Origin of the sequence: Streptomyces luteireticuli, assembly GCF_041519305.1 — a bacterium.
Classification (GTDB): Bacteria; Actinomycetota; Actinomycetes; order Streptomycetales; family Streptomycetaceae; genus Streptomyces; species Streptomyces luteireticuli.
Genome location: NZ_CP167927.1, coordinates 2,262,384 through 2,287,777, shown reverse-complemented (window position 1 = coordinate 2,287,777; position 25,394 = coordinate 2,262,384). Strand labels below are relative to the sequence as shown.

The window sequence follows — 25,394 nt, the reverse complement described above, 5'->3', positions numbered from 1 at the left end:
CGCTGTCCTCAAACGCCGGACGGGCTGGTTGTGCGCCCGGGCCGGATTTCCCACGTGGGGATTTCCGGCGTGAGGTTTTCAGACGCGGGCGCGCACTCCAGCCCGTCTGGGGGTTGCCCCCTCCGGGGAGCTTGAGGACGAGCGGCGAAGCCGCGACAAACGGGGCCCGGGGCGGAGCCCCGAAAAAGGGGGCCAGGGGCGAAGCCCCGGAAGCAGGGGCGCAGGGGGCGAAGCCCCGCCCACCGCGCGGCAGCGCGGTGCCGGGCCCGGGGCGGAGCCCCGGAAGAAACGGTGAAATGGGGGTGCCCCCTCTGGGGGAGGGACCGGGGCGGCACAACTCCCCACCCCCGCCCCCCTGATAGGCGCAAAGCGCGAAGCGAAGCGCCCGCATGCCCATGCGCGCGACCGGAAGTCGCCCTTGTGCACTCCCTCCCCGGACAGGAACACTCGGAACTCACGGCTTGGCATGGACGCGACCCTCCCACAGGAGTACGCGCCGGTGCCGGGTCCGTCCTCCGGGCCCGGCCGGCCGTCCGCGGTCGGGGCCAACCCCCCACTGGAGGTGCCGAGTTTGAAGACCTTCCGGTTGTCCTTCCGTGTGCTGCCGGCCGCCGCCGCGGCCACCGCGTTCGCCGCCCTCGCCGCCGTGACGGCCCCCGTGGCACCGGCCGCCGCCGCGGCGCAGTCGCCCGCCGCCCGCCTCGCCGCCGCCCGGCAGACGCTCGACGCCCGTGCCGCGATCCCGGGCACGGCCTGGGTGACGGACCCCAGAGCCGACCGGGTCGTGGTCACCGCCGATCCCACCGTCACGGGGGCGCGGCTGGCACGGCTCACCGAGGTCGCCGACAGCCTGGGGGACACGGTGGTGGTGCGGAGAACGGCCGCGCGCCTCACCCGGTTCGCCGCCGGCGGCGACGCCATGTGGGGCGGCGCGGCCCGCTGTTCGCTCGGTTTCAACGTCAGCCGGGGCGGCCGGCCGGCCTTCCTGACCGCAGGCCACTGCGGGAACGTGACCCCCGAGTGGTCGGGGACCAGGGGCGGTCCGCGGGTCGCGGTCACCGAGACATCGGTCTTCCCCGGCCAGGACTACGCCCTCGCCCGGTACACCGACAGTTCCGTCCGCCCGAGCGCGGTCGATCTCCACGGCGGCGGCTCCCGGACCATCACCCGCGCCGGCGAGGCGCACCCCGGCGAGCGGGTCCAGCGCAGCGGCTCCACCACCGGTGTGCACGGTGGCACGGTGACGGGCGTCAACGCCACGGTCAACTACCAGGAGGGCCGGGTGGACGGGCTGATCGAGACGGACATCTGCGCCGAGCCGGGGGACAGCGGCGGGCCGCTCTTCGACCGTGACACCGCACTGGGCATCACCTCGGGGGGTACGGGCAACTGCCGTACGGGCGGGAAGACTTACTACCAGCCGGTGCCCCGGGCGCTGCGGGCGCTGGGCGCGTCCATCGGCTGACGCGACGCGAGCTCCCGCGAGAGCGTTGGGAGCACATAGGCTGCGGCCCCCGGACACACCTCCACGGTGTCCGGGGGCCGCTTCGGGTCCACGACCCGGTCCGTCAGAACTCGAAGACGATGCCCTTGCCCGCCTTCAGCTCGCACGTGTTGCCGAAGACGTGCTCGTACTTGACGCGCTGGCCTTCGTAGACGCCCTCCGCGGTGACGACGTAGGGGTTCCACTCCTTGGTGCAGGCCGTGCCGGCCTTCACCTTGGTGATGTCCTCGAACTTGCCGCCCACGGAGCGGAGTTCGTTGCAGGCCCCGCGGGCGTCGGGGTGGGTGCCGCTCGCCTTCGGCATACAGGTGAGGGTCACGGCGCGCTGGACGCCGGAGTTGGTGGAGCTGTCGCCCTGGGCGACGGTCAGTACGAGCGCTGAGGGCGCGTACAGACTCTGCTGGGCAGCGGGCGCGGGCGCGGGGGCCGCGGTCGCACTCGTCCCGGCGCCCACCAGGCTGCCCAGGATCAACGCTGACCCCAGGGCGATCCCCCCAGTGATGTACCGCATTCCGAACACTCCCTTGTTCGTGGGTTCTTGATGACGACCGGCAGTCTGGCCCAACCCGTGCACGAATGCACGTGGATCGATCACTTCCAGTCGCCATGTGAAAACAGTGGGTAGTGGCTGGAAGTGAGTGCCCCTCGGGTCGCCCCTCGGGGTTCCGTATGCGATCCGGGGCGCGACGGGCGCCCGGTCTGGGAGGGAAGGGGCGAATTGGTGTTTCAGGAGCATTGACCTGCGGTAATGCCTTGCCATCGTTGACTGTGCTGTGTTCATGCCTGTGAAACACAGGATTAACGCTCGGAAAATCGAAGGATCAGGCATCGAGCGGGCCCGGTCGGGTAGTGGGGGAGGCTCGGCCGAAAAGAGGGGCTCCGGGGGGCCGGGGCGGGATTCCGGACGGCCCGGGGGAGGCGCAGCAATGACCGAAGAGCTGCCATCCCGACCACCTGGTATGCCGGTTCAGGTCAACTCATGGGGCTCTTCGGCCTCTTGCGCTCGCGGAACACCGCGCACCCCAGTGCCACCAGTGCCCCGCCCGCCGCCCAGGCGGACAGCACCAGCAGCGGCCCGGTCAGGGCGTTCCCGTCGAAGTAGGCCAGGGAGCGGGCGGACCAGGTGCCCGCCCCGGGCGGGAGAGCCGGGCCGATCGCCCGCCAGAAGGGCGGCAGCAGGGGGTAGGGGTAGGCGCCGCCCGCGCTCGGATTGCCCAGCACGACGACGAGCGCGATCGCCAGCCCGATGCCGACGATGCCGGCCAGTCCCTGGAGGGCGAGGGTGAGCGTCGCGACGGCGAGGACGACCAGGGTGCCCAGCCCCCACAGCGGGGCGATGCCGGCGGGCAGCGCGTCCAGGACCGGTCCGGTGACCACCGCGCCGAGCAGGCCCGCGACGGCCGCGTAGACCGCGAGCGCGCCCAGCCGGATCACCGCCCGGCGGGGGTTCGCGGGCCGGGCGCCCGCGCTGATGGCGATGATCGCGGCGCACAGGTAGCCGCCCACGCACCAGCCCACCACCAGGTAGAACGAGGTCAGCCCGCGGGCGTCCCCGGCGGCCGCGGGGGCGATGTCGTCGACCCGTACGGTCCGGTGCCGTCCCGCCTCGGCCCGGCCGACGACGGCCTCCGCCGCCTGGGCCAGCGAGGCGCCGGCTCCGCCCGCCACCAGCAGGGTGTCGGTGGTGCCGCGCGGATCGACGACCAGCGCCGCGTCGAGCTCCCGCGTGCGGATCCGGTGCGCGGCCCGCTCGGCGTCGTCCTCGGTGCTCGGGTCCAGGGGCCGGCCCGGCAGGGCGCCGAGCCGCTCCACCAGGGCCGCCCGGCTCTGCTGCGGCGCGACCACGCCCAGCCGGATGTCCGCCGGCTCCGGGTGGTGGAAGGCGCCGACATAGGACGTGATGAAGGCGAGCTGGAGCAGCAGTACGCCGGTGACCAGGAGGGCGGCGTGGCCGGTCACCGCGGTGCGCACTTCCCGGGCGAATGAGCTCATGCCCCGAGCCTGCGGGGCGCGGCGGGCCGGTGCAGGCGGGCCGGGCCCGTTCGAGTGGCGGAGGGCGAGCGGTGGGGGCGGGTGTGAACGGTGAGTGGCACGATCCGTGCGTTCGCGTGAAAGGTCGATGTTTGGTCCGCGGTGGGAGTTGAAGGGCGGAAATCGGCCAGGGAGGGGGCGTGATGGTGGCGCGGCCCAGAAGAGGGCGGCAGTGCACAGAAGAGCGCCAACTCCTTGACGAACTCATGACCTCCCCGTCAACCTACTCGCAGGTAAGTTGACGCTCTTTCGGCGCGCGGCCCTTCCGGCCGTCGCGCCGACGTCGCACACCCTCAGTGCGTCGCCATCTTCACCCCCCCCAATCACCCCCCCCCCAAAAAAAAACCAACGGCCAACCGCCCCCACCCACGAGGTACTTCCATGCCCGGAATGCGAAGAATATTCCGCCTGACGCGTTCGCTGCGCACTCTCCCCGCCGCCCTGGCCCTGGTCCTGGCGGCCGGTGCCGTCGCCCCGGCGGCCGCAGTGGCCCCGGCCGCCCCGGCCGGGGAGCGGACGGTCAGCAGCGGCTGGAACGACTACTCCTGCAAGCCGTCGTCCGCCCACCCCCGCCCCGTCGTCCTCATCCACGGCACCTACGAGAACGCCGCCCAGAACTGGGCCTTCATGGCCCCCTATCTGACCAGGCGCGGCTACTGCGTCTTCTCCTTCGACTACGGCAAGCTGCCCGGCGTGCCGTTCGTCCACGGCCTCGGCCCGATCGCCAAGTCCGCCGAGGAGCTCTCGGCGTTCGTGGACAAGGTCCGCGCGGCGACCGGGACGGGCAAGGTGGACCTCGTCGGGCACTCCCAGGGCGGCGGCGCCATGCCCCGCTACTACCTCAACTTCCTGGACGGGGCGGGCAAGGTTGACAAGCTCGTCGGCCTCGCCCCCAGCAACCACGGCACGACCCTCTCGGGGCTCCAGCGCCTGCTGGACGCCATCCCCGGCGGACGCAGGATCCTCGGTACCGTGTCGGCGGGCTCCGAGGACCAGCTCGTCGGCTCGGAGTTCATCAAGCGCCTCAACTCCGTCCCCGACACGGTGCCCGGCGTCCGTTACACCACCATCGTGACCCGGTACGACGCGGTGGTCACGCCGTACCGCACCCAGTTCCTGTCGGGGCCGAACGTCCGCAACGTCCTGATCCAGGACCTGTGCAAGGTGGACCTCTCCGAGCATCTCACCATCGGCACGGTCGACCGCATCGCCTTCCACGAGGTGGCCAACGCGCTCGACCCGGCCAACGCGACGCCGACGACGTGTGCTTCGGCGGTCACCGGCTGAACGTGCCGGGCAGGTGGAGGGGTTGGCCGAAGGTGTCCGCAGGAATGCGTGCCGCACTTATTGACGCGCGGGTAATAACCCCGCAACCTACTCGCACGTAGGTTACCGACGGTTCAGTACGTGAGAGCCGCACGACCGCCGTACCGGCGCCGTACGTCCACCCCCCTCACCTGCGAGGTACCGCTGTGCCCAGATCCCTGCCCAGATCCGTGCCCGGAGCGAGGAAAGCCGTCCGCGTACGCCGATTCCTCCGTGTCCTGTGTACGATCCTCCCCGCCCTGGCCCTGATCCTGGCGGCGGGCGCCACCGCACCGGCGGCCACCGCACCGGCCGCCGGACGGACGGTCGGCAGCGGCTGGAACGACTACTCCTGCAAGCCGTCGTCCGCCCACCCCCGCCCCGTCGTCCTCGTCCACGGCACCCTCGGCAACTCCGTGGACAACTGGCTCTTCCTGGCGCCCTATCTGGTGGCCCGGGGCTACTGCGTCTTCTCCCTCGACTACGGCCAACTGCCGGGCGTGCCGCCGGTCTTCAACGGCCTCGGGCCGGTCGCCAAGTCGGCCGGGCAGCTCTCCGCGTACGTGGACCGGGTCCGCGCGGCGACCGGCGCGGACAAGGTGGACCTGGTCGGCCACTCCCAGGGCGGCATGATGCCGCGCTACTACCTCAACTTCCTCGGCGGCGGGCCCAAGGTCAACTCGCTCACCGGCCTCGCCCCCTCCAGCCACGGCACGACCCTCTCCGGCCTGACGAAGCTGATGGACAAGGTCCCCGGCGCCCGCGAGGCCATCCACGGGGTCACCCCCGGCCTCACCGACCAGGCGCTCGGCTCCGACTTCCTCGAGAAGCTCGGCTCCCGCCCCGATACGGTCCCGGGCGTCCGCTACACGGTCGTCGCGACCCGGTACGACGAGGTCGTCACGCCGTGGCGCACGGCCTTCCTCTCGGGTCCGAACGTCCGCAACGTCCTGCTCCAGGAGCGCTGCGGCGCCGACCTCTCCGAACACCTGGCGATCGGCACGGTGGACCGCGTCGCCTTCCACGAGGTCGCCAACGCGCTCGACCCCGCGCACGCCACGCCGTCGGGCTGCGCGTCGGTGGTCACCGGCTGAGGTCCGGGCCGGGCTCTAGCGGGATGCCCGGCCCTTCCCCGGCGGCGCGGCCGCCGTCTCCCGCGCCATCTCGAACTCCCGGGAGTCCTCGCCCTCCCGGACCGACTGCACCTTCCCCGTCCGCCGGAACCCGTGCCGCTCGTACAGCCGTTCCGCCGGGTCGTTGCCCTCGGTGACCCACAGCCGCAGCCCGGTCAGATCCCGGCCGGCCGCCCAGGCGAGGGCGGCGCCGACGAGGAGGTCCGCCGCGCCCCGGCCCCGGGCGCCGGGGGCCACCCACATCGAGACGAGCTCGGCGGTGCGCGGCCCCCCGGGCAGCACGGAGACCAGGCCGCAGGGCCGCCCGTCGTCCTCGGCGAGGAAGGTGTTGCGGCCGGCCAGCCGCTCCTGCCACTTCTCCTCGGGGAACGCGCTCTCCCCGCTCCAGGTCGAGCAGAAGGCGTACGGCGCGTCGGCCAGGGCCGCCAGCCGGACCGACCGGTACAGGCGCCAGTCCTCCGGGGGCAGGAGGCGCACGGTGATGTCTGTCATGGCTGGACCGTGCCACCCGGCGAGGCGGTGCGCAAAGGGATTTCCGGGTGCGGTGGGCGACGGGGCATAACGGGGCGTAAGTGCCGTGACGGACAGATCAATTGACATGGTTAGGCTTGCCTAACTTAGTCTCTCCTTTATGGCCGGGGACCGCCGTCCCGGCCCGAAAGGGAGATCTCATGAGCGACCCCGGCCCCGTCCGGCCCGCGCACCACGGCGTGCGTCCCCACGAACTCCCCGACGCCGCCGAGCGCGAACTCCTCACCCGGGTGCTCGACACCCTCCTGCGCGAGGACGCCTACCGGCTGCGCAGCACCGCCCACTCGCACCGCCGCCCCGACGGTGACTGGCTGGCCCTGCGCGCCGGGGGCCGGACCGTCTGTCTCCCGGTCGCCGGCGACGGCGTCCGGCGCGAAGTCCGCGTCCGTCGACCGCTGTTGGAGACGGGCGGTGCCATCGTCACCCGGCTCGCGCCCGCCCTGGCGGTGCTGCGCGCCGCCGCGGGACCGCAGGAGCGGCCCGGCTTCGACGCGTTCGCCGCCGAGTGCGCCGACGAACTGGCCGCCCTCCGGCTGCACGAGCGGATGCGCGGGGACGTCGCCGAACGGCTCGCCGCCGGCCATGGATCCGGCGCCGCCGACTGGAAGGGGCCGCGCGGCGCCCTCGCCTTCGACACCCTCGCCGCCCTCCGCCCCCACCCCGTCCACCCGGCCGGCCACGCCCGCTCCGGCCTCGCACCCGGCGAACTGCTCGACCACGCCCCCGAGTTCCACCCCTGCTACGGGCTGCGCTGGCTCGTGCTGCCGCACGCCGCCGTACGCGGCCGCCCCGTGGACCTGCCGGCCTGGTGGCCCACGCCCGACCGGCTCGGCCTGCCCGAGCTGTCGGGCACCCACACCGCGCTGCCGGTGCACCCGCGGACCGCGGGGGAGCCCCTCGCCCGGGCGCTGCGCACCCTCGGTCTGGAGGACGCGGCCCAACTCGCCGTCAAACCCTGGCCGGACGTGTTCCCGACGCTCTCGACCCGTACCGTCGCCCTGGCCGACGACCCCGCCACCCACCTCAAACTGCCGCTGGCCGACGGGCGCGCCCTCGTGCCCAGCGCGCTGGGGGACGGCGCCGTGGCCCAGGGCCTGCTGGAGGAGATCCTCGCGCGCGAGCCACGCCTGGCCCGGTCCGTCCTGCTCGCCGACGAGCGCACCCACCTCGACGCCGGGCACGGTCTCCTCGCCGCCCTGGTCCGCCGCCTCCCGGACGGGCTCGCCGAGGCGCACATCGTCCCCCTCGCCGCGCTGCCCGCCCGTACGCCCGACGGCGTCCGGGTCGCCGACGCCCTCGCCGACCGCTACTACGGGGGGTCCCACCACGCCTTCCTCGACGCCTACTTCACCCTGCTCCTGGACTGGCACACCACCCTCTTCTCCTATGGCGTGGCCCTGGAGTCGCACCAGCAGAACGTCTCGGTGGTGCTCGACGCGCCCGGCGGCCGCACCCGGCTGAGGCTGCTGTACAAGGACCACGGCGGCCCGCGGGTCAACGCGGTGCGCCTGGCCGCCCGGCTCGGCGGCCAGGCCGCGGACCTCCTCGGCTTCGCCGACCGCCGCGTCCTCGCCGGGCACGACGGGCCGGTCGCCGACCTCTTCGCCGCCGTCACCCTGCACCAGTGCGCGGGGGTGCTCGCGGACGGACCCGACGGCGGGGCCCGGCTGCGGCTCCTGCGCGACCGGCTCGCCGGGGCCGTGGACCGCCTCCCACCGGGTCCCGCCGCCGTGCTGCGCACCCGCGTCCTGGAGGCCGGACTGCTCCCCGTCCAGGCGATGGTGACCGCGGGGACGCTGCTCAAGGGCCGGCGTCCCGACGTCCCCGACGTCGCCAAGCACTATGTGAACGGCCCGAACTACCTGAACTACCTGAGCGGCGCGGCGGGATGAGCGCCGAACCGGCAAGAGGAGCCGACTGGCCGGTTCTCAGAGGTTTTTACCAGTCATGGTTGGTACATGCATCTATACGGGCGTAGCGTCGCCCCGACGGACCGCCGCGGGACGGCGGCCCGTGATCGACGACGGGGGCTGAGCCATGCCCCGGGTCCGCCCCGGGCGCACTGTCGAAAGGGGAACACCGCCACCATGTGCGGAATCACCGGCTGGATCGCCTATGACCGAGACCTCACCGCCGACCCCACCGCGCGCCCCGCACTGGAGGCGATGACGCGGACCATGGCGCTGCGCGGCCCGGACGCCGAGGGCGCCTGGGTGGACACCCACGCCGCCCTCGGCCACCGCCGCCTGGCCGTCATCGACATCGTGGGCGGCCGGCAGCCCATGCTCGTCCAGCGCGACGGCCGCACCCAGGCCGTCATCACCTACAGCGGCGAGGTCTACAACTACCGCGAACTGCGCTCCGAACTCGCCTCCCGCGGGCACACGTTCCGCACCAGCAGCGACACCGAGGTCGTGCTGCACGCCTACCTGGAGTGGGGCGAGTCCTTCGCCGAACGCCTCAACGGCATGTACGCGTTCGCCGTCTGGGACGCCCGCACCGAGGAACTCCTCCTCGTCCGCGACCGGATGGGCATCAAGCCGCTCTACTACGCCCCCACCCCGGACGGCGTCGTCTTCGGGTCCGAGCAGAAGGCCCTGCTCGCCCACCCCGGCGTGCGCTCCGTCGTCGACGCCGAGGGCCTCGCCGAGGTCCTCGCCTTCGTCAAGACGCCCGGCCACGCGGTCTACAAGGGCCTGCACGAGGTCCGCCCCGGCCACACCGTCCGCTTCCGCCGCGGCGCCTCCCCCGCCGTCCGCCGCTACTGGGCGCTGGAGTCGCACGAGCACACCGACGACACCGCCACCACCGTCGCGCACGTCCGCGAGCTCCTCGACGACATCGTCGCCCGCCAGCTCATCGCCGACGTGCCGCTGTGCACCCTGCTCTCCGGCGGCCTGGACTCCTCCGCCATCACCGCCCTCGCCGCCAAGGGCCTCGGCGAGGCCGGGCACGGCCCGGTGCGCTCCTTCTCCGTGGACTTCACCGGCCAGACCGAGAACTTCGTCCCGGACGACCTGCGTTCCACCCCCGACGGGCCGTACGCCCACGCCCTCGCCGAGCACGTGCGCTCCGACCACCGCGACATCGTCCTCGACACCGCCACCCTGATGGACCGCGGCCACCGCCGGGCCGTCCTGACCGCCCGCGACATGCCCCTCGGCTTCGGCGACGGGGACACCTCCCTCTACCTCCTCTTCAAGGCCATCCGCGAGCAGTCCACGGTCGCGCTCTCCGGGGAGTCCGCGGACGAGGTCTTCGGCGGCTACAAGTGGTTCCACGACCCGGCCTCCGTCAACGCCGACACCTTCCCCTGGATCGCCGCGGGAGTGGCCAACACCTTCGGCGGCGACCGGAGCAACGGCCACGCCTCCCTCCTCGGCAAGGACGTCCTCGACGCCCTCGACCTCCCCGGCTACACCGACGCCCGCTACCGCGAGGCCCTCGCCGAGGTCCCCCGCCTGCCCGGCGAGACCGGCCACCAGGCGCGCATGCGCGAGGTCAGCTACCTCCACCTCACCCGCTTCGTGCAGATCCTCCTCGACCGCAAGGACCGGGCCAGCATGGCCAACGGCCTGGAGGTCCGCGTCCCCTTCTGCGACCACCGCCTCGTCTCCTACGTCTTCAACACCCCCTGGGCGATGAAGACCTTCGACGGCCGCGAGAAGTCCCTGCTGCGCGCCGCCACCCGCGACGTCCTCCCCGACATCGTCGCCGACCGCGTCAAGAGCCCCTATCCCTCCACCCAGGACCCCCGCTACGCCGAGGCCCTCCGCACCGAACTCCACCAGCTGACCGCCGACAAGAACGCCCCGGTCCGCGAACTCCTGGACGAGCGCTCCCTCGCCACCGCCCTCTCCCCGGACTCCGGCGACCGCTACCGCGGCGCCACGGAATTCGTCCTCGGCCTGGACTCCTGGCTGCGCGACGGCGGGACCGAGCTGAAGCTGTGACGGCGGGGCCCGTGGGGCGGCAGGTCCGCCCCACGGGCGTACGCACCGGGCAGCGCCGCGGAGGCCGCCGGACCCGGACTCCCCGTCGTGGCCCCGCCGTTCCGACGGGTGGGCGGCGGCCGGACCCGTACCCCTGGCGGCCCGCCCCCGACACCGTGGAACGGCCCGCCGGAGCGGGCTGCCGCCCGGGCGCGCCCGGCTGACGCACAATGGGGGCCGCACACCGCCCCGTCAGCCAGGAGTGACCGAACCGTGGCCCTGCACGTGACCGTCGACCAGGACGCGCCCGAACCGCCCTACGAGCAGATCCGCGCCAGCATCGCCGATCAGGCCCGCTCCGGAGAGCTCCCCGTCGGCTACCGGCTGCCGACGGTCCGCGGCTTCGCCGAACAGCTCGGCCTCGCCGCCAACACCGTGGCCAAGGCGTACCGGGCGCTGGAGACCGACGGGGTGATCGAGACCCGCGGCCGCAACGGCACCTTCGTCGCCGCCGCCGGGGACACCGCCGAACGCGAGGCCGCCACGGCCGCCCGCTCCTACGCCGAGCGGGCCCGGCGGCTCGGCCTCGACCGCGCGGCCGCGCTCGCGGCGGCGGAGGAAGCGGTACGCGCCGTCTACGACATGTAAGTTCGGGCGGAAGCCGTCCAAACCGTACGTCCCGCCGATACCCTTGCCGTGATGGGACGTCATGCCGGGGGGCCGTGGTTGTCGAAACGGGGGCGGTGGCGCTTGACGGCGCTGCTCGCGGTCCTCGCGTGCGCGCTGGGCCTGCTGTTCACCGTCGGGCACGGCGGCGGGCGGTCCCGCGGCGGGGCCGCGCACGACCAGCGGGCCGCGGTGGGCTGGGGTTTCACCCACACCAAATACAGTGCCGACCGCGGCGAGGACGGCGCCCGGCGCACGGCCGCCGGGCTGCTCTCCGCCGACCCCATGCCGCAGAACCAGGCCGTCATGGGCTGGGGTGCGGACAACCCCGAGCCCAGACCCGGCAGTTACAACTTCACCGACCTCGACCGCCGCGTCGCGCTGATGCGCGGCACCGGCGCCACCCCGGTTCTCACGCTGTGCTGCGCCCCCGACTGGATGAAGGGCGGCGGGCCGCAGACCGACTGGTCCCAGAAGTCCCTGGAGAAGGCCCCGCTGCCGTCCCACTACAAGGACTTCGCCCGGCTCGCCGGGGTCGTCGCCAAGCGCTACCCCGACGTCCACCACTTCATCGTCTGGAACGAACTCAAGGGCTTCTACGACGACTCGCGCAAGCGGTGGGACTACGAGGGGTACACCGCGCTCTACAACCTCGTCTACGAGGAGCTCCGCAGACAGCGCGACGACATCCTCATCGGCGGACCGTACGTCGTCATGGACAGCAACTCACCCGGTTCCGCGTCCAACGCGTCGACCCTGCAGGGCCCTTGGGGCGTGGTCGACCAGCGCGCCCTCGACGCGCTCACCTACTGGAACCGGCACAAGGCGGGCGCCGACTTCGTCGTCGTCGACGGCTCCAGCTACACCCGGGACGGCAGCCTGCTCCTCCCCGACGAGTTCCGCGCCACACAGAAGTTCGCCGACGTCACGGCGTGGCTGAAGAACGCGACCGGTCTCCCGGTGTGGTGGGCCGAGTGGTACGTCGAACCCGCCGACGCCCAGGACAACCGCGCCGGCTGGACCGAACAACGCCGGGTCGCCGTGCAGGCGACGGCGATGATGCAGATGGCCCGGGCGGGGGTGGCGGCTGCCTTCTACTGGAACCCGGAGGGGGACACGGGCGCCTGCCCCGGGTGCCTGTGGAGCAGCACGGAGCTGAGCGGGGGAGGGACGGGGCTGCCGATGATGGAGCTGCTGTCCCGCTTCGGGAAGGCGTTCCCGCCGGGGGCGGAGACGCGGCGCCCGGTGGTCGAGGGCGAGGCCCAGGCCCTGACGTCGGGCCGTACGACGCTGGTGGTCAACACGACCGATCACGGGGTGAGCGCGAAGGTGGACGGCCGGGGGATGGAGCTCGGGGCGTACGAGGTCCGCTGGTTGATGCAGTGAGGATGTCCTGGCCCCTCCCCCGAGGGGCTAGGACATCGTCGCCAGCCTCCACACCAGCACCGCTCCGAGCACCGCCAGCAGCGGCATTGAGAACCAGAATGACCCCTGCATCCAGCGCAGTTGGCGCACCCCCGTCCGCATCCCCACCCGCGTCAGCTCCCGCACCGTCAGCAGGGCCAGCAGCAGCACGGCCGCCAGGCCGCCGACCACCGAGACCGGGTTCCAGGTCACCCGGGGGCCGGGCGGGCCCGGGCGGGGGGCCGGGGCGGTGCCCGAGGGCTTCGAGCGCAGCTCGTACAGCACCGCGTCGTCGTTCACCAGCACCCGCCGCAGCTCCGGGCTCGCGTTCAGCGAGGAGCGCATGCGGCCGTCCCAGTCCGTCGCGTAGCCCGCGCTGAGTTCCAGGTTGGCGGACTGGCCCCGGTTGACGACGAGGTACGAGTTCGGGCCGGCCTTGCGCAGGGCCTTGACGAGGTCGGGGACGCCGGACGGGCCCGGGTTCCGGGGGGCGAGCGTCGGCTCGTACAGGACCCGCTCCATGTCGCGGGCACCCCAGGGCAGCGCGGGCGTGACGTTGTTCACCGGGTCGCTGCTCATCCACAACAGGCGTACCGTCGGACGGTCGTGGGCGTAGACGTAGTCCATCGCCGCGACCTCCCCCGCCCGCACCCGCTCGAAGTCCTCGTTGCCCCAGCGGGCCACGAGGAAGCCGAAGATCAGCAACAGCCCGGCGGCCAGGGCGGCCAGGGGGCCGGCGAGGGAGCGGGCGCGGCGTGCCGCGCCGGGGAAGAGGGCCAGGGCGGCGAGGACGCAGGCTCCGGGGACGGCGAACAGGAAGACGCGCAGGGCGACTTCGCCGCCGTACGACTGCATACCGAAGGCGAGGAAGGGGACGCAGGTCAGGACCGTCAGGGAGACGTCCGAGACGCCCGCGCGGCGGCGGCGCCACCAGCCCAGGGCGGCGAAGGCGAGCACCCCGCCGGCGAGTGCGACGCGGACGTAGAGGACGAACTTGTGGACGGGGTTGCCGCCCTCGATGCGCCCGGAGACGGAGGAGGAGACGTTGCCGCCGAGCGAACCCAGGCCGCCGAACAGCTCGTTGAAGTGACCGGACCAGTACGGCTCGGCCAGGAAGCCGATCCAGACCGCCAGCATCACCCCGCACAGGAGCGGGAGTCCGCGCAGCGTCGAGCGGCGTGCCAGGACGAGGACGGTGAGGACGCCCAGCATGACGAACGGGGTCAGCTGGTGGGAGGCGACGGAGGCGGCGAAGAGGGCGATCAGCAGGGCGAGGAGGGCCGTCAGCCGGGCGCGGTCGGCGGGTTCGACGCGGCGTTCGCCCGGTACGCGCTTCCCCGACAGCTGGCCGGGCCAGCGGAACCAGACCAGCAGCACGGCCACGAAGAGGAGGTAGAAGAGGTAGTTGAGGGCCTGGGGGGAGAAGTAGTCCTGGCCGACCCAGCCGCAGAGGGCGAAGAACCACAGCGCCGTCCACTTGGCCCGCCACCCGGCGCGGACCGCGCGCAGCAGCAGGGCCAGCGGGGCCAGGCAGGCCAGTTGGACGGCCAGCGGCCACCAGCGCAGGAGCTCGGTGAGGTCCTGCGCGCCGCACGCCCGCGCCGCGAGCGCGGCGAGCGCGAAGAAGCCGGGCCAGCTCCAGCGGGCGTCCAGGTCGGGCGCCGCGGTGCCGGTCCGGTCGATGTAGTCGAGGAAGCCCAGGTGCTGCCAGGCCGTGGCGAAGCGCGGGCGGTCCTCCAGCACGGCGGGCAGCGCGTGCAGGGAGACCACCGTCGCCAGCAGCACGGCGGCCAGCAGCCAGGTGCGCGGCCGGGCGGGGACGAGCGCGGCGGCGAACGCCGCGACCAGCACGGCGGTGCCCACCAGGGTCGCGGTGGGCAGGACGGAGACCAGGCCGAGCCCGCCCATCCCGTCCAGGTTGACCTCGCCGAGGGCCTTCAACGGCGCCCAGTAGAGGGCCAGTCCGGACAGGAGGAGCAGCGCGATCGCGGTCTCGGGACGCCACCAGGCGGGCGGGCGGCGGACAGGTGCCGCGTCCTCCACCGGTGCCGCCGCCGGGGTCTCCGCGCGCAGCACCAGGGTGTCCGGCGAGGGCCGGACGTCCGGCCGCCGCTCCAGGTGGTCGAAGTCCAACCGTACGCCCAGCGGCAGTGTGTCCGCGTCGAGCGCGGCGCGCAGCGCCCAGCGCGTGCCGTATCCGGGCGTGGGCTGCGGGGCCTCACGCTGCACGGCCTCCCGCTGTGCGGCCTCCCGCCCCTCGCGCCGTTCGCCGTGGGCCGGCAGGTCCGCCAGGTCGCCGTCGGGCGCCGTTGCGTCGGCGGCGCCCGCGGGAGGGGCGGACGCCGCCCGCAGGACGCCCCGGAGCTTCACGGCGGCGATCGAGGCGATCACGGTGAGGCTGGAGATCTCCGCCACCCCCGCACCCGTGAGCCCCATGCGCGGCAGGAGCAGCAGGGTCAGCCCCAGCACCAGCAGGCACAACAGCCCCTGGAGATAGGCGAGTCCGGCCGTCCGGCTCTGCGCCCGCAGCACCGCGAAGTACGTCTCCATCACCACGCGCAGCGCCGCCCCGACGGCGAACCACCGCAGCAGCGGCGTCGCCTCGGTGTAGCCGGGCCCGAAGACCGCGAGGATGTACGGCGCGAGGAGGAACAGGCCCCCGCACACCGGCACCATGATCTTGGCCATCCGGCGCAGCGCGGCCCGGCAGTTCTCCGCCAGCCGCTCCGGGTCGTGCGAGCCCTCGACGGTCAGCGAGGCGCCCATGTTGATCGCGAGCAGGTTGACCGTGCCGCCGATGGTGGACGCGATGTAGAAGTACGCGTTCTCGGAGGAGCTGATCTGGGCGGCCACCAGCACCGGCACCAGATAGACCACGGCCAGGGAGAAGAGGGAGCCGGTGTAGTCGCCGGCCAGGAAGCGGCCGATCTCCCGGGCGCCGGCCGGGCGCGCGGTCCGCTCCGTGGCCCGGACGTGCGCGGGCACCAGCTTCCGGAACACCAGCCAGCCCAGCGGCAGGACGGACGCGCCGATCGACACCACCCAGGAGACGAACACCCCGGACGCCGGCAGCACCGCCGCCAGGGCGATCAGCAGGGCCAGTTTCACGGCGGAGAAGACGGTGTTGCCCACCGGCACCCACACCGCGCTGCGGAGCCCGGTCAGCACCCCGTCCTGGAGGGTGAGCACCGACCAGGCGATCACCGCGGCGGTGAAGCCGAGGCCGTGGGAGAGTCCGCCCAGCACCTGGTAGGACGGGCCCCACCAGCCCAGGCTGAGCAGGAAGACGCCCGCCGCGGCGGCGACGATCACCGAACTGCCCGCATAGGTGCGCAGCACCAGCCGGCCGGTGGTCCGGCCGGCGAGCGGGATGAAGCGGGCCAGCGCCCCGGTGAGGGTGACCGCGGTGAGCCCGGCGAGCAGCTTCATGGCGGCTATGGCCGCCGAGCCCCGGCCCACCGACTCCTCGCTGTAGTAGCGGGCGGCGACGAGCCAGAAACCCACTCCGAGGACCGCGCTGATGCCGGTGTTGAGCATCAGCGCGAAGGCGTTGCGGAACAGCGGGCTCCCGTCGCCCCCGCCGCCCTTGCCCCGCCCCGGCAGCCGGAGCCTGCGGGCCGCCGGTTCCACCGTCCGCTCCTCGGTCCGTGCGGACAGCCCCGGTTCGGAGGTGTCCTGTGTGGACGTGTCAGCCACGCGTCTCTCGGGCCTTTCTGAAGCTTGCCGTTCTCGCCAGCTGCCTGCCCCGGCGGACGACCGCGTACCCCTTGGTGAGGGCCCGGTCCGCCGCGAACAGCCGGCCGACCGCCCGGCCGTGCACCATCCGCTCGAAGTCGGTCAACGACGTGGTGCGGCGCACGGTCACCCGCCGCAGGGCGTACGGGCCCTGGGCGCGCGCCGCCAGGCCGTTGCCCACCGCGAGCGAGATCCCGAAGCCGGCCTCCCGCACCGCCCGCCGCACCCGGCGGCTGGAGTAGCCGTAGGGGTAGGCGAAGGAGACCGGCGGCCGGCCGAGCTCCCCGGTGAGGACGTCCCGGCACCGTTCGATCTCGAACGCCAGCGCGTCGTCGGCGAGTTGGTCGAGTTGCGGATGTGTGTGGCTGTGCCCGCCGGCCTCGGCGCCGGCCTCGGTGAGGTCGCGCAGCTGGTCCCAGGTGAGCATGAGGTCCGGGGCGCCGCCGGTCTCGTGCTCCCCGCGGAGCCAGCCGGTGGAGACGAAGATGGTCGACGGGAAGCCCCGGGCGGCCAGCACGGGGAGGGCGTGCCGGTGCACGCCCTCGTAGCCGTCGTCGAAGGTGATCAGCACCGGTTTCGGCGGCAGCGGCCGGCCGTCGCGCCAGGCGGCGGCCAGCTCCCGGGTGGTCAGCGGGACGAAACCGGCCGCGTCCAGCACCGCCATCTGCCCGGCGAACGCGTCCGGCCGGACGGAGAGTCCATGGGCGGCGCGGGAGGGCGCGTGCGCGACGGAGTGGTACATCAGGATCGGCACCGGGCCGGTGGCGGCCGTCACGCGACCGCCTCCTCGCCGGAGCCTGTGCCGTCGGTGTTCGTACCGCCGGTGTTCGTGCCGTCGGCGGCGACGCCCGGCGGGCCCGGCGCGGCGTCCGGTACGGCCGCCACCGCGAACCGGCCGGCCCCGCGCCGCGCGCGGGCCAGGCCGACCGCGTAGCCGCCGGTCGTCACGGCCAGACCGGCCACGATCGCCCCGGCCCGGGCCGCGCCGCCGGGGCGGCCGAGCAGCGCGTCGCGCAGCCCGCGCGCCACCCCGGCGGGGAGGACGCGGGTGGTGTAGCGGCGCTCGCTGGCCAGCCCGTCGCGCGTGCCCACGCTGTGCGCCACCAGGGCCTTCGACAGGCCCTCGGCGTACGCCCGCGTGCGGAAGTAGCCGAAGCGCTCCCGCTCGGGCGGCACCCGGTGGTGGATCACGGAGCGGTCGTCGATGAGCAGCACCGCGCCGGGCACGGCCCGGCGCAGCCGGATGCACAGCTCGGTCTCCTCGCAGCCCAGCGGCAGCCGGTGCCCGTCGCGCCCGATGCCGCTGGCGAACCCCCCGACGGCGAGCAGCCCCGATCTGCGGAACGAGGCGTTCCCGCCGAGGACGTTGCGCACCTGCACCCGGCCGGGCGGCAGACCGCGGTAGGTGCAGCCCACCACCCAGTCGAACTCCTCGGGGAACCAGTCCGGCCGGCTCCGCGAGGCCCACACCGGCTCCGTCCGGCCGCCCACGGCCATCACCCGGGGGTCGGCGTAGCACGCCGCGAAGTGCCGCAGCCAGTCGCGCTCGGCCACGGCGTCGTCGTCGAGGAAGGCGATCACCTCCCCCGAGGAGGCGGCGACGCCGGTGTTGCGCCCGGCGGACAGGCCGCGCGGACCGGCGTTGGCCAGCACCCGGACGCCGCCGTCGGTACCCCCGCCGTCGTGCCCGTAGTGCTCGGCGAGCCGGCGCAGCAGCGCCGGGTTGTGGTCCACCACCACCAGCGTCTCCAGCGCGGGGTGGGACTGCGCGGCCACCGAGGCCACCGCGGCGAGGATGTCGCCCCAGCGGTCCTCGGTGTAGACGCAGATCACCACCGAGACGTCCGGGGTGGTGGCCCGCTCCGTTTCCGCAGTGTTCAAGAGACTTCCCCGCGGCTCGCGGCCGGGGCGATCGCCAGGGCCGGGCGCCCGGGCCGCTTGCGGCGCCGGGAGCCGCGCTCGTGCAGGATCACCTTGAGGACCCGCAGCCCGTCGCGCACGGCGCGCAGATTGCTGGTCCCGTGGATGCGCACGAACTCGTGGCTGGGGATCTCCTGCACCTTCAGGCCGGCCTTGACGACTCTGATGTTCATCAGGGTCTCCACCTCGAAGCCGGCGCAGTCCAGGGCGATGTCGTCCAGGACGCGCTTCCAGAAGGCGTTGTATCCGTAGCACAGATCGGTGTAGCGGGCCCCGAACTTCTGGTTGACGAGCGAGCACAGGACGCGGTTGCCCAGCTTGCGGACGGGCGTCATGTCGTCCGTGCCGCCGCCGTTGGCGAAGCGGGAGCCCTTGGCGAAGTCCGCACCGCCGACGAGGGCGGACACATAGCTGACGATCTCGTTGCCGTCGGCGGAGCCGTCGGCGTCCACCATGACGATGATCTCGCCGGAGCAGGCGGCGAACCCGGTGATCAGGGCGTCGCCCTTGCCCTTGCCCCGCTGCTCGACGACCTTGACCGAGGGCCACAGCTCCCGGGCCACCTCGACCGTGTCGTCGGTGGAGTTGCCGTCCACCAGGACCACTTCGTGGATCCAGGAGGGCAGGGTCTTGAAGACGTACGGCAGGTTCTCCGCCTCGTTCATCGCCGGGATGACCACGCTGACCGGTGGCGCTATGGCGAACTGCGCGGTCACCGGCCGGTATTGGGCGGGTGGTTCGAGAGGCTGGCCGGAATCGCCCCGGCCTTCGGATCCCGGGGCCTGGTCAGAAGCCTGACCGGCCGCCGGGCGCAGGAACGAGCTCATGAGTCTCTGTTTCCCTCTCGTCCGGTGGACCGCCCGCCCCCGAGCGGTCCCGTGATGTGTCCGGTTCGAAAAGGGGGTCTCGTCCTGTCCGTACGGCGGCGGAACCGCCGTGCCCACAGGGCGAGTTGGCGAGTAGCACAGGCCGCGCGGCACGCGACCCGGACCGGCTGCGCCGGCCGGGCGCGGCACCCCCTGCCGCGCCCCGCCCCGGATCCATCGCGCGGCGACTGGAGCCCCTCCCCGGAGCCGCAGGAACTGATGGACCGATGCGGGTAGATGTACGACGGTATTGAAGCTTGAGACTGTATGGCAAGAGGTGAGGCGGACCCTCCTCCTTTGGTGTCCTTTGTTCCTGAAGCGCTGTCCGCTGTGCGAACGCACACGCCGGAGCGGGCCGTTGCGAAGCGCCCCGGCCGCCCGCGTGCACACCCCTCTCACGTGCCCCGTCGGAGCCTGCCCACCTGTTTGAGGAGCCGGTCGGCGGGTTCGAAGTACTGGGGGCGTGCGAGCACGGCGTTGCGCAGCGCGCGCACCGGCGCACGCCGCGCCAGATGCCCCAGCGCGACGGGATGACGACGCGTCACCCAGCCTTCGGACACGCTGAGTTCACGTGTCTTCAGGGAGTCCTTGTACGCCTTCCCGCCCCGCCCGAGGTCCAGGTACGCCAGCCCCGCCGCGGCCGCCCCCTCCGCCATGCGCACATGCAGCACCAGGCCGGGGGAGTACTTCGCGAACTCCGGGTCGTACGCCGGGAACCAGCACGCCAGCACCGTCGGCGACCGCAGCCCGAAGTGCGCCGCCACCGGCCGCCCGCCCGCGTAGAGCACGGACAGCAGACCGCCGAACGCCGCGGCCCGGGTGTGGAACAGCTGCTCGACGAGGTGGGATATCCAGGGGCGGGCGAAACGGTCGCTGCGCCCTGTTCTTCGGTACTGCGCCGACTTCCAGGCGATCAGCCGGCCCAGCACCGCCGGATCGCGCTCGTCGTGCACATACCGCACGTCGCCGACGTCGCGGCCGAGCCGGCGCTCCTTGGCGAGCGTGGTGCGGGTGAACTTCGGCGACTGCTTGCGCAGCGCCGCCAGATAGGAGTCGAAGCCCTGCTCCACGTCGATCACGGGAGAGGCGAACGAGCCGGAGGCGCCCACCTCGAAGGGCTTCTGGCCCTCCACGAGGTGGTCGAACTCCCACAGCGAGAGCCCGCACGCGTGCAGCAGCTCCCTGGCGTCCCACTGGAAGCCGGGCCGGTGCACCAGGCCCTGGGCGTCCGAGACGCCCAGCCCGACCGCCCGGCCCACCCCCAGGGGGGTGCGCTGGTAGGGGAAGAAGGCCGCGGGCGCGCCCTCCTCCCGTACCACGGCTATCCGGGTCCCGCGGCGGCAGCGCCCCACCGCGAGCGTGAACTCCGGTGCGAGGAAAGGATTCGCGAGCTGCGGTGAGCCGCTCTCCACCGCCCGGGCCTGCATGGCCGACCACGCCGCCCGGTCCGCGGCGGTCAGCTCTCCGGGGCGGCGAACGCTGATGTCCACCTCAGGACGTCCGGCTTCTTGCGGAGCGGCCCCGGTGGCGCCACCCATGGGCGAGCAGGAAGAACAGCAGGCTGACGGCCCCGACGGCGACGACGCCGCCGCGCACCGACCAGCTGTGCAGCGCGAGCATGGTCTGGGCGGTCAGCAGGTCGACCGCCAGCGCCCCGCCGCCCGCGACCACGGCCCGGCTCAGCGGGTCGAGCCCGCGCAGCGCGGCCGCGATCCCGCAGGCGGGCGCGGTGAGCAGGAAGAAGAGGGTGAACGGGGCCCGCAGCGGCGAGCCGATGTCCGCGAGCGCCAGCGCCGCCCCCACCCCCGCCATCGCGACCGCCGCTCCCGCGACCACCGGGAGCGAGTCCGCGGCCGGTGGCCTTCTCCCCGGGCGGCCGGGCGGACCGGTGCCGCCCGACGGGTCGTCGGCCGCCAGGTGATCGTCGATGGTGTCGATTCCGAATTCGCCCGGATCGTGGCCGCCCGGCCCGCTGGTGCCCGGCCTGCTGCCACCCGGATTGCTGCCGTCGAGTCCGACGGGATCGCTGAAGCTCTGCATTGGCGACTTAGCCCCCCGAAGCGCCGGATGCCGGGCTTCAATGTCGCGCAATGGGCGAAGGCCGTCAAGATGTGAAGGGCGTGCGAACGGCCTTTGGCCGATGCCTTCGGGCACAACCGGAAGCTTTCCGTCGGATGAACATCAGGCGAACCTGTCATACCGTCAGTTCACCGCCGTACAAAGGGTTCCGGCCGCCGCATGGGCGAGCCGCGACACCCCCGTTCGAGTGCCGGTGTTGACGCGGGCGTGAAGGCGGGGCGGGGCCGGACTTCACCAAATGGCCATCAGGGCAAGGGAACGACATGACTTTTGACATGGACACTTCCAACAACTCCGGGTCGTTGCTACCACGGAGGTGGCAGAGAACCCTGCTAGGGAGGCTCCATGAACTCGCACCGCACCACGGGTGCCGCATCGGCCGTGGCCCTCACCCTCCTCATCGCCCTCGCCGGAACCGGTACGGCGCACTCGGCGCCCAGACCGGCCGGGCCGGCCTACGTGGCACTGGGCGACTCCTACTCCTCGGGCGTGGGCGCCGGTTCATACCAGGGCGGCGACTGCAAGCGCAGCTCCAAGGCGTACCCGGCCCTCTGGGCCGCCGCGCACGCCCCCGCGTCGTTCGCCTTCACCGCCTGCTCGGGCGCGCGCACCGGTGACGTCCTCGGCAAACAGCTCGCCCCGCTCACCGCGTCGACGGGCCTGGTGAGCGTCAGCATCGGCGGCAACGACGCCGGTTTCTCCGACACCATGACCACCTGCGTGTTCAACGACGACCGCACCTGTCTCGACCGGATCGACAAGGCGAGCGCCTTCATCCGCGGCCAACTCCCCGCAAAACTCGACGCGGTCTACGACGCCATCGACTCCAAGGCCCCCCACGCACGCGTCGTGGTCCTCGGCTACCCCCGCTTCTACAAGCCGGCCGCCACCGACTGCGCGGGCCTGAGCGAGACCAAGCGGACGGCCATCAACAAGGCCGCCGACCTGCTCGACTCCGTCATCGCCGGCCGGGCGAAGGGCCATGGCTTCGCCTACGGCGACGTCAACACCACCTTCAAGGGCCACGAACTGTGCTCCGGCAGCCCCTGGCTGCGCAGCGTGGCGTTCCCCGTCGACGAGTCGTACCACCCCACCGCCGGCGGCCAGTCCGGCGGCTATCTGCCGGTGCTCACCTCAGCGGCCCGTCGGGCCACCGCTCGGTGACGCGGACGACGACTCCGGCCGGCAGACGACCGTGAACGGTACATGCGCCGACGTCACCTTGCGCGGCGAGGAGACCTCGACGGCGATCCAGTCCCGCTCCGGGTCCCCGGCCCGGTGGGCGGTCTCGGCGTGCGGCACGCTCACCGTCGTCGAACCGTCGAGCACGGCCGTGTGCCAACCGCCGTCCGCCACCCGCCCGCTGCCGGTGATCCACCGGTAGACCACCCGTGCCGGGACGCGGTCCACGGTGAGCAGCGCGTGGAAGGCGGGCGCGCGCTGCTCGGGGGCCGGGCAGGGGCCGGAGTAGCGGTCGCGGTCGGCGGTGACGGCGACCCCGACCACGGAGCCGGGGGCACCGGGAGAGGCGGAAGAAGAGGAGGAGGAAGAAGAGGGAGAAGAGGAGGAAGAAGAAGGAGAGGAGGGGGAGGGGGAGCGGGACGGGGAGGGGGAGCGGGACGGAGCGGGGGCGGAGGACGACGACGGGGCGGGCGCGCCCGGGGCCGGACCGGCGCTGCCGCCCTGTCCTCCGCCCCCGCTCCCGCTCCCCCCGCCGTCCCGGCCCACCAGGGCCCACACCAGGCCGCCCACCACGAGCGCGGCCACGACGAGGGCGGCTATCAGGCCGTTCCGCGTCCGGCGCGCCCGCCGCGCATGGGCTGCCGCGTCCGGGGCGTGGCCGCCGGGACTGCCGGGGCCGACGGGCGCCGCCCGCCCGCCCGGGCCGTACGAACCGGCCGCATCGCCGGGCCCGTACGGGCCTGCCGGGTTGCCGGCGCTGTACGAGCCGTACGGACCGGTCGGATCCCCGGGCCCGTGGGGGCCACCCGGTCCGTCCGGTCCGGGCGGCCCGGGCGGCGGCACGACGACGGTCGGGGCGGACGCCCCGGACGGTGCCGCGCGCGGCGTCCCGCCGGCGGCGACGGTGCGCAGCAGCCGCTCCGCCTCCCCGGCGGGCAGCCGCCGCTCCGGGTCCTTGCGCAGCAGCCCCTCCAGCACCGGGGCGAGCGGGCCCGCCCGCAGGGGCGGCGGCAACTCCTCGTCCACGGCGGCCCGTACGGTGGTCAGCGGGGTGTCCCGGCGGAACGGGGAGTGGCCCTCCACCGCCGCGTACAGCGTGACCCCGAGCGACCAGAGGTCGGAGGCGGGGCCGGGCGGGTGCCCCAGCGCCCGTTCCGGGGCCAGGAATTCGGGCGAGCCCATCAGCTGCCCGGTGACCGTGAGCGCGGAGTCCCCCGCGATCAGCGCGATGCCGAAGTCGCCGAGGACGACACGCCCGTCGTTGCCGAGCAGAATGTTGGCCGGTTTCACATCCCGGTGCAGCACGCCCACGGCGTGCGCCGCCCGGAGCGCGGCGAGTACCTCCGCGCCGATCCGCGCGGCCCGCGCCGGTGCCATCGGCCCCTCGGCGTCCAGGACCTCCGCGAGCGACAGACCGGGCACCAGCTCCATGACGATCCACGGCCGTCCGCCCTCGAGGACCACGTCGTACACGGTCACGACGTTGCGGTGGGCGATCCGGGCCGCGGCGCGCCCCTCGCGCTCCAGCCGCTCGTACAGCCGGCGCACCTCGTCGGCCGGGAGTCCGGCGGGCGCCCGGACCTCCTTGACGGCCACCGCGCGGCCCAGGACCTCGTCCCGGGCCCGCCGCACGACGCCCATCCCGCCGCGCCCCAGCTCGTCCTCCAGCCGGTAACGGCCCGCGAGCAGGCGCCCGCCGGAATCCCCGGAGTCCCCGGTCATCGCGCACCCCTGGTCATCGCGCATCCCTCCCCCGGGAGAGCAATTGGGGGTGAATGTACCGCAACAGAGGGTGATTTCCGCCCGGTCGGGAGCGTTCCGGAAGCCCTTGGGGAGACCGGAACGCGTCAGGTTCACGCCAGGGGCGTCAACCCCCTTGACGGGGTGGTGAATCCGTTCGCGGATGCGCGGGTGACGCGATGGGGCGATAGGGTTACCCTGCCTTGGCCGGGTGCCTCGTACGGGTGGGGAGTCTCATGGACCAGATAATGCGCAGCAGGCCGCGTGTGCCTGCCATCAATTGTGGGAGCGGTGCGTCCAGCGCACGCCTCGACCGCCATCTCGCGGTGCTGGGTGGTCCCGCCCTGCCCCAGCGCGAGGTCGAGGGCGCGGCCCTGCTGATGCGGGAACTGACGGCGCGTGAGCACGCGCCGGCGGCCGGACCGAGCCGGACGGCGCGGGTGTCCCTGTTCGCCCCTCTGCGACGGCTGCGCCGTTCGCTGTTCGGCAGCCGCCCCTGACGCTCCGTCGGTTCCCGCGCCAGGCACCCCCGCTCCCCGGCCCGTTCCCGCGCCGCCGGCCGGCCGCCCGACCCGTCCCACGGCCTCCCGCCCGCGCCGGCCGCGTCAGTGCGCATCCACGGTGACGGTGAAGGAGAAGCGGTCACCGCGGTAGTGGATCCGCGCGACGTCCACGACGCGGCCGCCCTCGTCGTAGGTGACCCCCGTGTAGTGCAGGATCGGGCTGAGCAGCGGCACCCGGAGCAGCCCGGCGGTCTCCGGGTCCGCGAGCCGCGCCTCCACGGTGTCCGTGATGCGGCTGATGCGGACCCCGAGCGCATCGCGCAGCACCTTGGTCATCGGCCAGCGCGCCAGGTCGTCCAGGTCGATCCGGCCCGCCAGTTCGGGGTGCACCAGATTCTCCGCCCAGTTCACCGGCTCGTCCGTCTCGCCGTCCCGGCGCAGCCGACGGAAGGCGACGGCCTCGGACAGCCCGGGGAAGTGCTCGGCCAGATCGCCGGGGACGGGCGCCGGGCCGTGCCCCAGCACCGTGGTGCGCTCCCCGGACTGCTGGGCGACGATCGTGTCCACCGAGCCCAGCAGCCGCACGGGGGAGCCCCGGCGGGCGCTCGGCTCGATGAACGTCCCGCGCCGCCGGTGCCGGCTGATGAGCCCCTCCGTCTCCAGCTCCTTGAGCGCCTGCCGCATCGTCAGCACGCTCACTCCGTAGTGCGCGGCGAGCGCGTCCTCGGTGGGCAGCCGCAGCGGGTCCTCGGGACGGCGCCCGAGTATGGAGGCGCGCAACGACTGTGACACCTGATACCACAGCGGCAGCTTGCGGTTGAGCGCGAGGGAGTCGGGGGCGAAGACGGTCACGGGAACTCCGG

The 25,394-nt window shown here is 73.5% G+C and carries 20 protein-coding genes; 9 read left to right on the top strand and 11 right to left on the bottom strand.

From position 1 onward, the window contains the following. Positions 1–562 precede the first annotated feature (562 nt). Positions 563–1,465 (top strand): S1 family peptidase, encoded by a 903-nt coding sequence (locus tag AB8735_RS09520; RefSeq protein ID WP_344023938.1) that lies wholly within the window; start codon positions 563–565, stop codon positions 1,463–1,465. Between the two features lie 103 nt (positions 1,466–1,568). Here the strand turns inward: AB8735_RS09520 and AB8735_RS09515 are convergent, their stop codons facing one another. After that, entirely contained in the window at positions 1,569–2,015 is a 447-nt protein-coding gene (locus AB8735_RS09515; protein WP_344023868.1) for a subtilase-type protease inhibitor, read from the bottom strand. A gap of 461 nt (positions 2,016–2,476) precedes the next feature. Beyond that, positions 2,477–3,496: a DUF3533 domain-containing protein gene (locus AB8735_RS09510; RefSeq protein WP_372406633.1), complete on the bottom strand. Its 1,020-nt coding sequence runs from the start codon at positions 3,494–3,496 to the stop codon at positions 2,477–2,479. A gap of 429 nt (positions 3,497–3,925) precedes the next feature. Between AB8735_RS09510 and AB8735_RS09505 the strand changes: the two genes are divergently transcribed. After that, entirely contained in the window at positions 3,926–4,822 is an 897-nt protein-coding gene (locus tag AB8735_RS09505; protein WP_372406631.1) for an esterase/lipase family protein, read from the top strand. 185 nt (positions 4,823–5,007) lie between these two features. Continuing rightward, the gene (locus AB8735_RS09500) at positions 5,008–5,934 is read left to right on the top strand and encodes an esterase/lipase family protein (protein WP_372406630.1); all 927 of its coding nucleotides are present in this window, start codon (positions 5,008–5,010) and stop codon (positions 5,932–5,934) included. Positions 5,935–5,949: 15 nt separating this feature from the next. Here AB8735_RS09500 and AB8735_RS09495 read toward each other — a convergent pair whose 3' ends face one another. Next, the gene (locus tag AB8735_RS09495; RefSeq protein ID WP_372406628.1) at positions 5,950–6,465 is read right to left on the bottom strand and encodes a GNAT family N-acetyltransferase; all 516 of its coding nucleotides are present in this window, start codon (positions 6,463–6,465) and stop codon (positions 5,950–5,952) included. A gap of 179 nt (positions 6,466–6,644) precedes the next feature. Here AB8735_RS09495 and AB8735_RS09490 point away from each other — a divergent pair, with 179 nt between their 5' ends. The 4 genes from AB8735_RS09490 to AB8735_RS09475 all read left to right on the top strand — a co-directional run bounded on the left by AB8735_RS09490 (position 6,645) and on the right by AB8735_RS09475 (position 12,488). Further along, entirely contained in the window at positions 6,645–8,396 is a 1,752-nt protein-coding gene (locus AB8735_RS09490) for an IucA/IucC family protein (RefSeq protein ID WP_372406627.1), read from the top strand. Between the two features lie 195 nt (positions 8,397–8,591). Then, the gene (gene asnB / locus AB8735_RS09485; protein WP_344023877.1) at positions 8,592–10,457 is read left to right on the top strand and encodes an asparagine synthase (glutamine-hydrolyzing); all 1,866 of its coding nucleotides are present in this window, start codon (positions 8,592–8,594) and stop codon (positions 10,455–10,457) included. Positions 10,458–10,709: 252 nt separating this feature from the next. After that, positions 10,710–11,084, top strand: coding sequence for a GntR family transcriptional regulator (locus AB8735_RS09480; RefSeq protein ID WP_344023879.1), 375 nt, complete (start codon positions 10,710–10,712; stop codon positions 11,082–11,084). Positions 11,085–11,135: 51 nt separating this feature from the next. Then, positions 11,136–12,488 (top strand): xylan 1,4-beta-xylosidase, encoded by a 1,353-nt coding sequence (locus AB8735_RS09475; RefSeq protein ID WP_344023881.1) that lies wholly within the window; start codon positions 11,136–11,138, stop codon positions 12,486–12,488. A 27-nt stretch (positions 12,489–12,515) separates the two neighbouring features. On the opposite strand, the gene AB8735_RS09470 is transcribed toward AB8735_RS09475, so the two are convergent. The 6 genes from AB8735_RS09470 to AB8735_RS09445 all read right to left on the bottom strand — a co-directional run bounded on the left by AB8735_RS09470 (position 12,516) and on the right by AB8735_RS09445 (position 21,067). Beyond that, entirely contained in the window at positions 12,516–16,202 is a 3,687-nt protein-coding gene (locus AB8735_RS09470) for a lipopolysaccharide biosynthesis protein (RefSeq protein WP_372406625.1), read from the bottom strand. Further along, on the bottom strand, positions 16,195–16,983 hold the full coding sequence (locus tag AB8735_RS09465; protein ID WP_372411804.1) for a polysaccharide deacetylase family protein: 789 nt from the start codon (positions 16,981–16,983) through the stop codon (positions 16,195–16,197). The genes AB8735_RS09470 and AB8735_RS09465 overlap by 8 nt, the downstream gene beginning before the upstream one ends. 29 nt (positions 16,984–17,012) lie before the next feature. Beyond that, on the bottom strand, positions 17,013–18,122 hold the full coding sequence (locus AB8735_RS09460) for a glycosyltransferase family 2 protein (protein ID WP_372406624.1): 1,110 nt from the start codon (positions 18,120–18,122) through the stop codon (positions 17,013–17,015). Continuing rightward, complete coding sequence (locus AB8735_RS09455; RefSeq protein WP_344023887.1) at positions 18,119–18,988, bottom strand: glycosyltransferase family 2 protein; 870 nt, start codon at positions 18,986–18,988, stop codon at positions 18,119–18,121. Before AB8735_RS09455 ends, AB8735_RS09460 begins: the two co-directional genes overlap by 4 nt. A gap of 434 nt (positions 18,989–19,422) precedes the next feature. After that, on the bottom strand, positions 19,423–20,517 hold the full coding sequence (locus tag AB8735_RS09450; protein ID WP_344023889.1) for a GNAT family N-acetyltransferase: 1,095 nt from the start codon (positions 20,515–20,517) through the stop codon (positions 19,423–19,425). Position 20,518: 1 nt separating this feature from the next. Beyond that, the gene (locus AB8735_RS09445; RefSeq protein WP_372406623.1) at positions 20,519–21,067 is read right to left on the bottom strand and encodes a hypothetical protein; all 549 of its coding nucleotides are present in this window, start codon (positions 21,065–21,067) and stop codon (positions 20,519–20,521) included. A gap of 384 nt (positions 21,068–21,451) precedes the next feature. Here AB8735_RS09445 and AB8735_RS09440 point away from each other — a divergent pair, with 384 nt between their 5' ends. Then, positions 21,452–22,270 carry an SGNH/GDSL hydrolase family protein gene (locus AB8735_RS09440; RefSeq protein WP_372406621.1) on the top strand — a complete coding sequence of 273 codons (819 nt, stop codon included), beginning with the start codon at positions 21,452–21,454 and terminating at the stop codon, positions 22,268–22,270. Here AB8735_RS09440 and AB8735_RS09435 read toward each other — a convergent pair. Continuing rightward, positions 22,241–24,034 (bottom strand): serine/threonine-protein kinase, encoded by a 1,794-nt coding sequence (locus tag AB8735_RS09435; protein ID WP_372406619.1) that lies wholly within the window; start codon positions 24,032–24,034, stop codon positions 22,241–22,243. The two genes, AB8735_RS09440 and AB8735_RS09435, sit on opposite strands and share 30 nt — an antisense overlap. Before the next feature lie 230 nt (positions 24,035–24,264). Here AB8735_RS09435 and AB8735_RS09430 point away from each other — a divergent pair, with 230 nt between their 5' ends. Beyond that, entirely contained in the window at positions 24,265–24,528 is a 264-nt protein-coding gene (locus AB8735_RS09430; protein WP_372406618.1) for a hypothetical protein, read from the top strand. A gap of 105 nt (positions 24,529–24,633) precedes the next feature. Here the strand turns inward: AB8735_RS09430 and AB8735_RS09425 are convergent, their stop codons facing one another. Continuing rightward, entirely contained in the window at positions 24,634–25,383 is a 750-nt protein-coding gene (locus AB8735_RS09425; protein WP_344023900.1) for a GntR family transcriptional regulator, read from the bottom strand. Between the last annotated feature and the right edge of the window lie 11 nt (positions 25,384–25,394).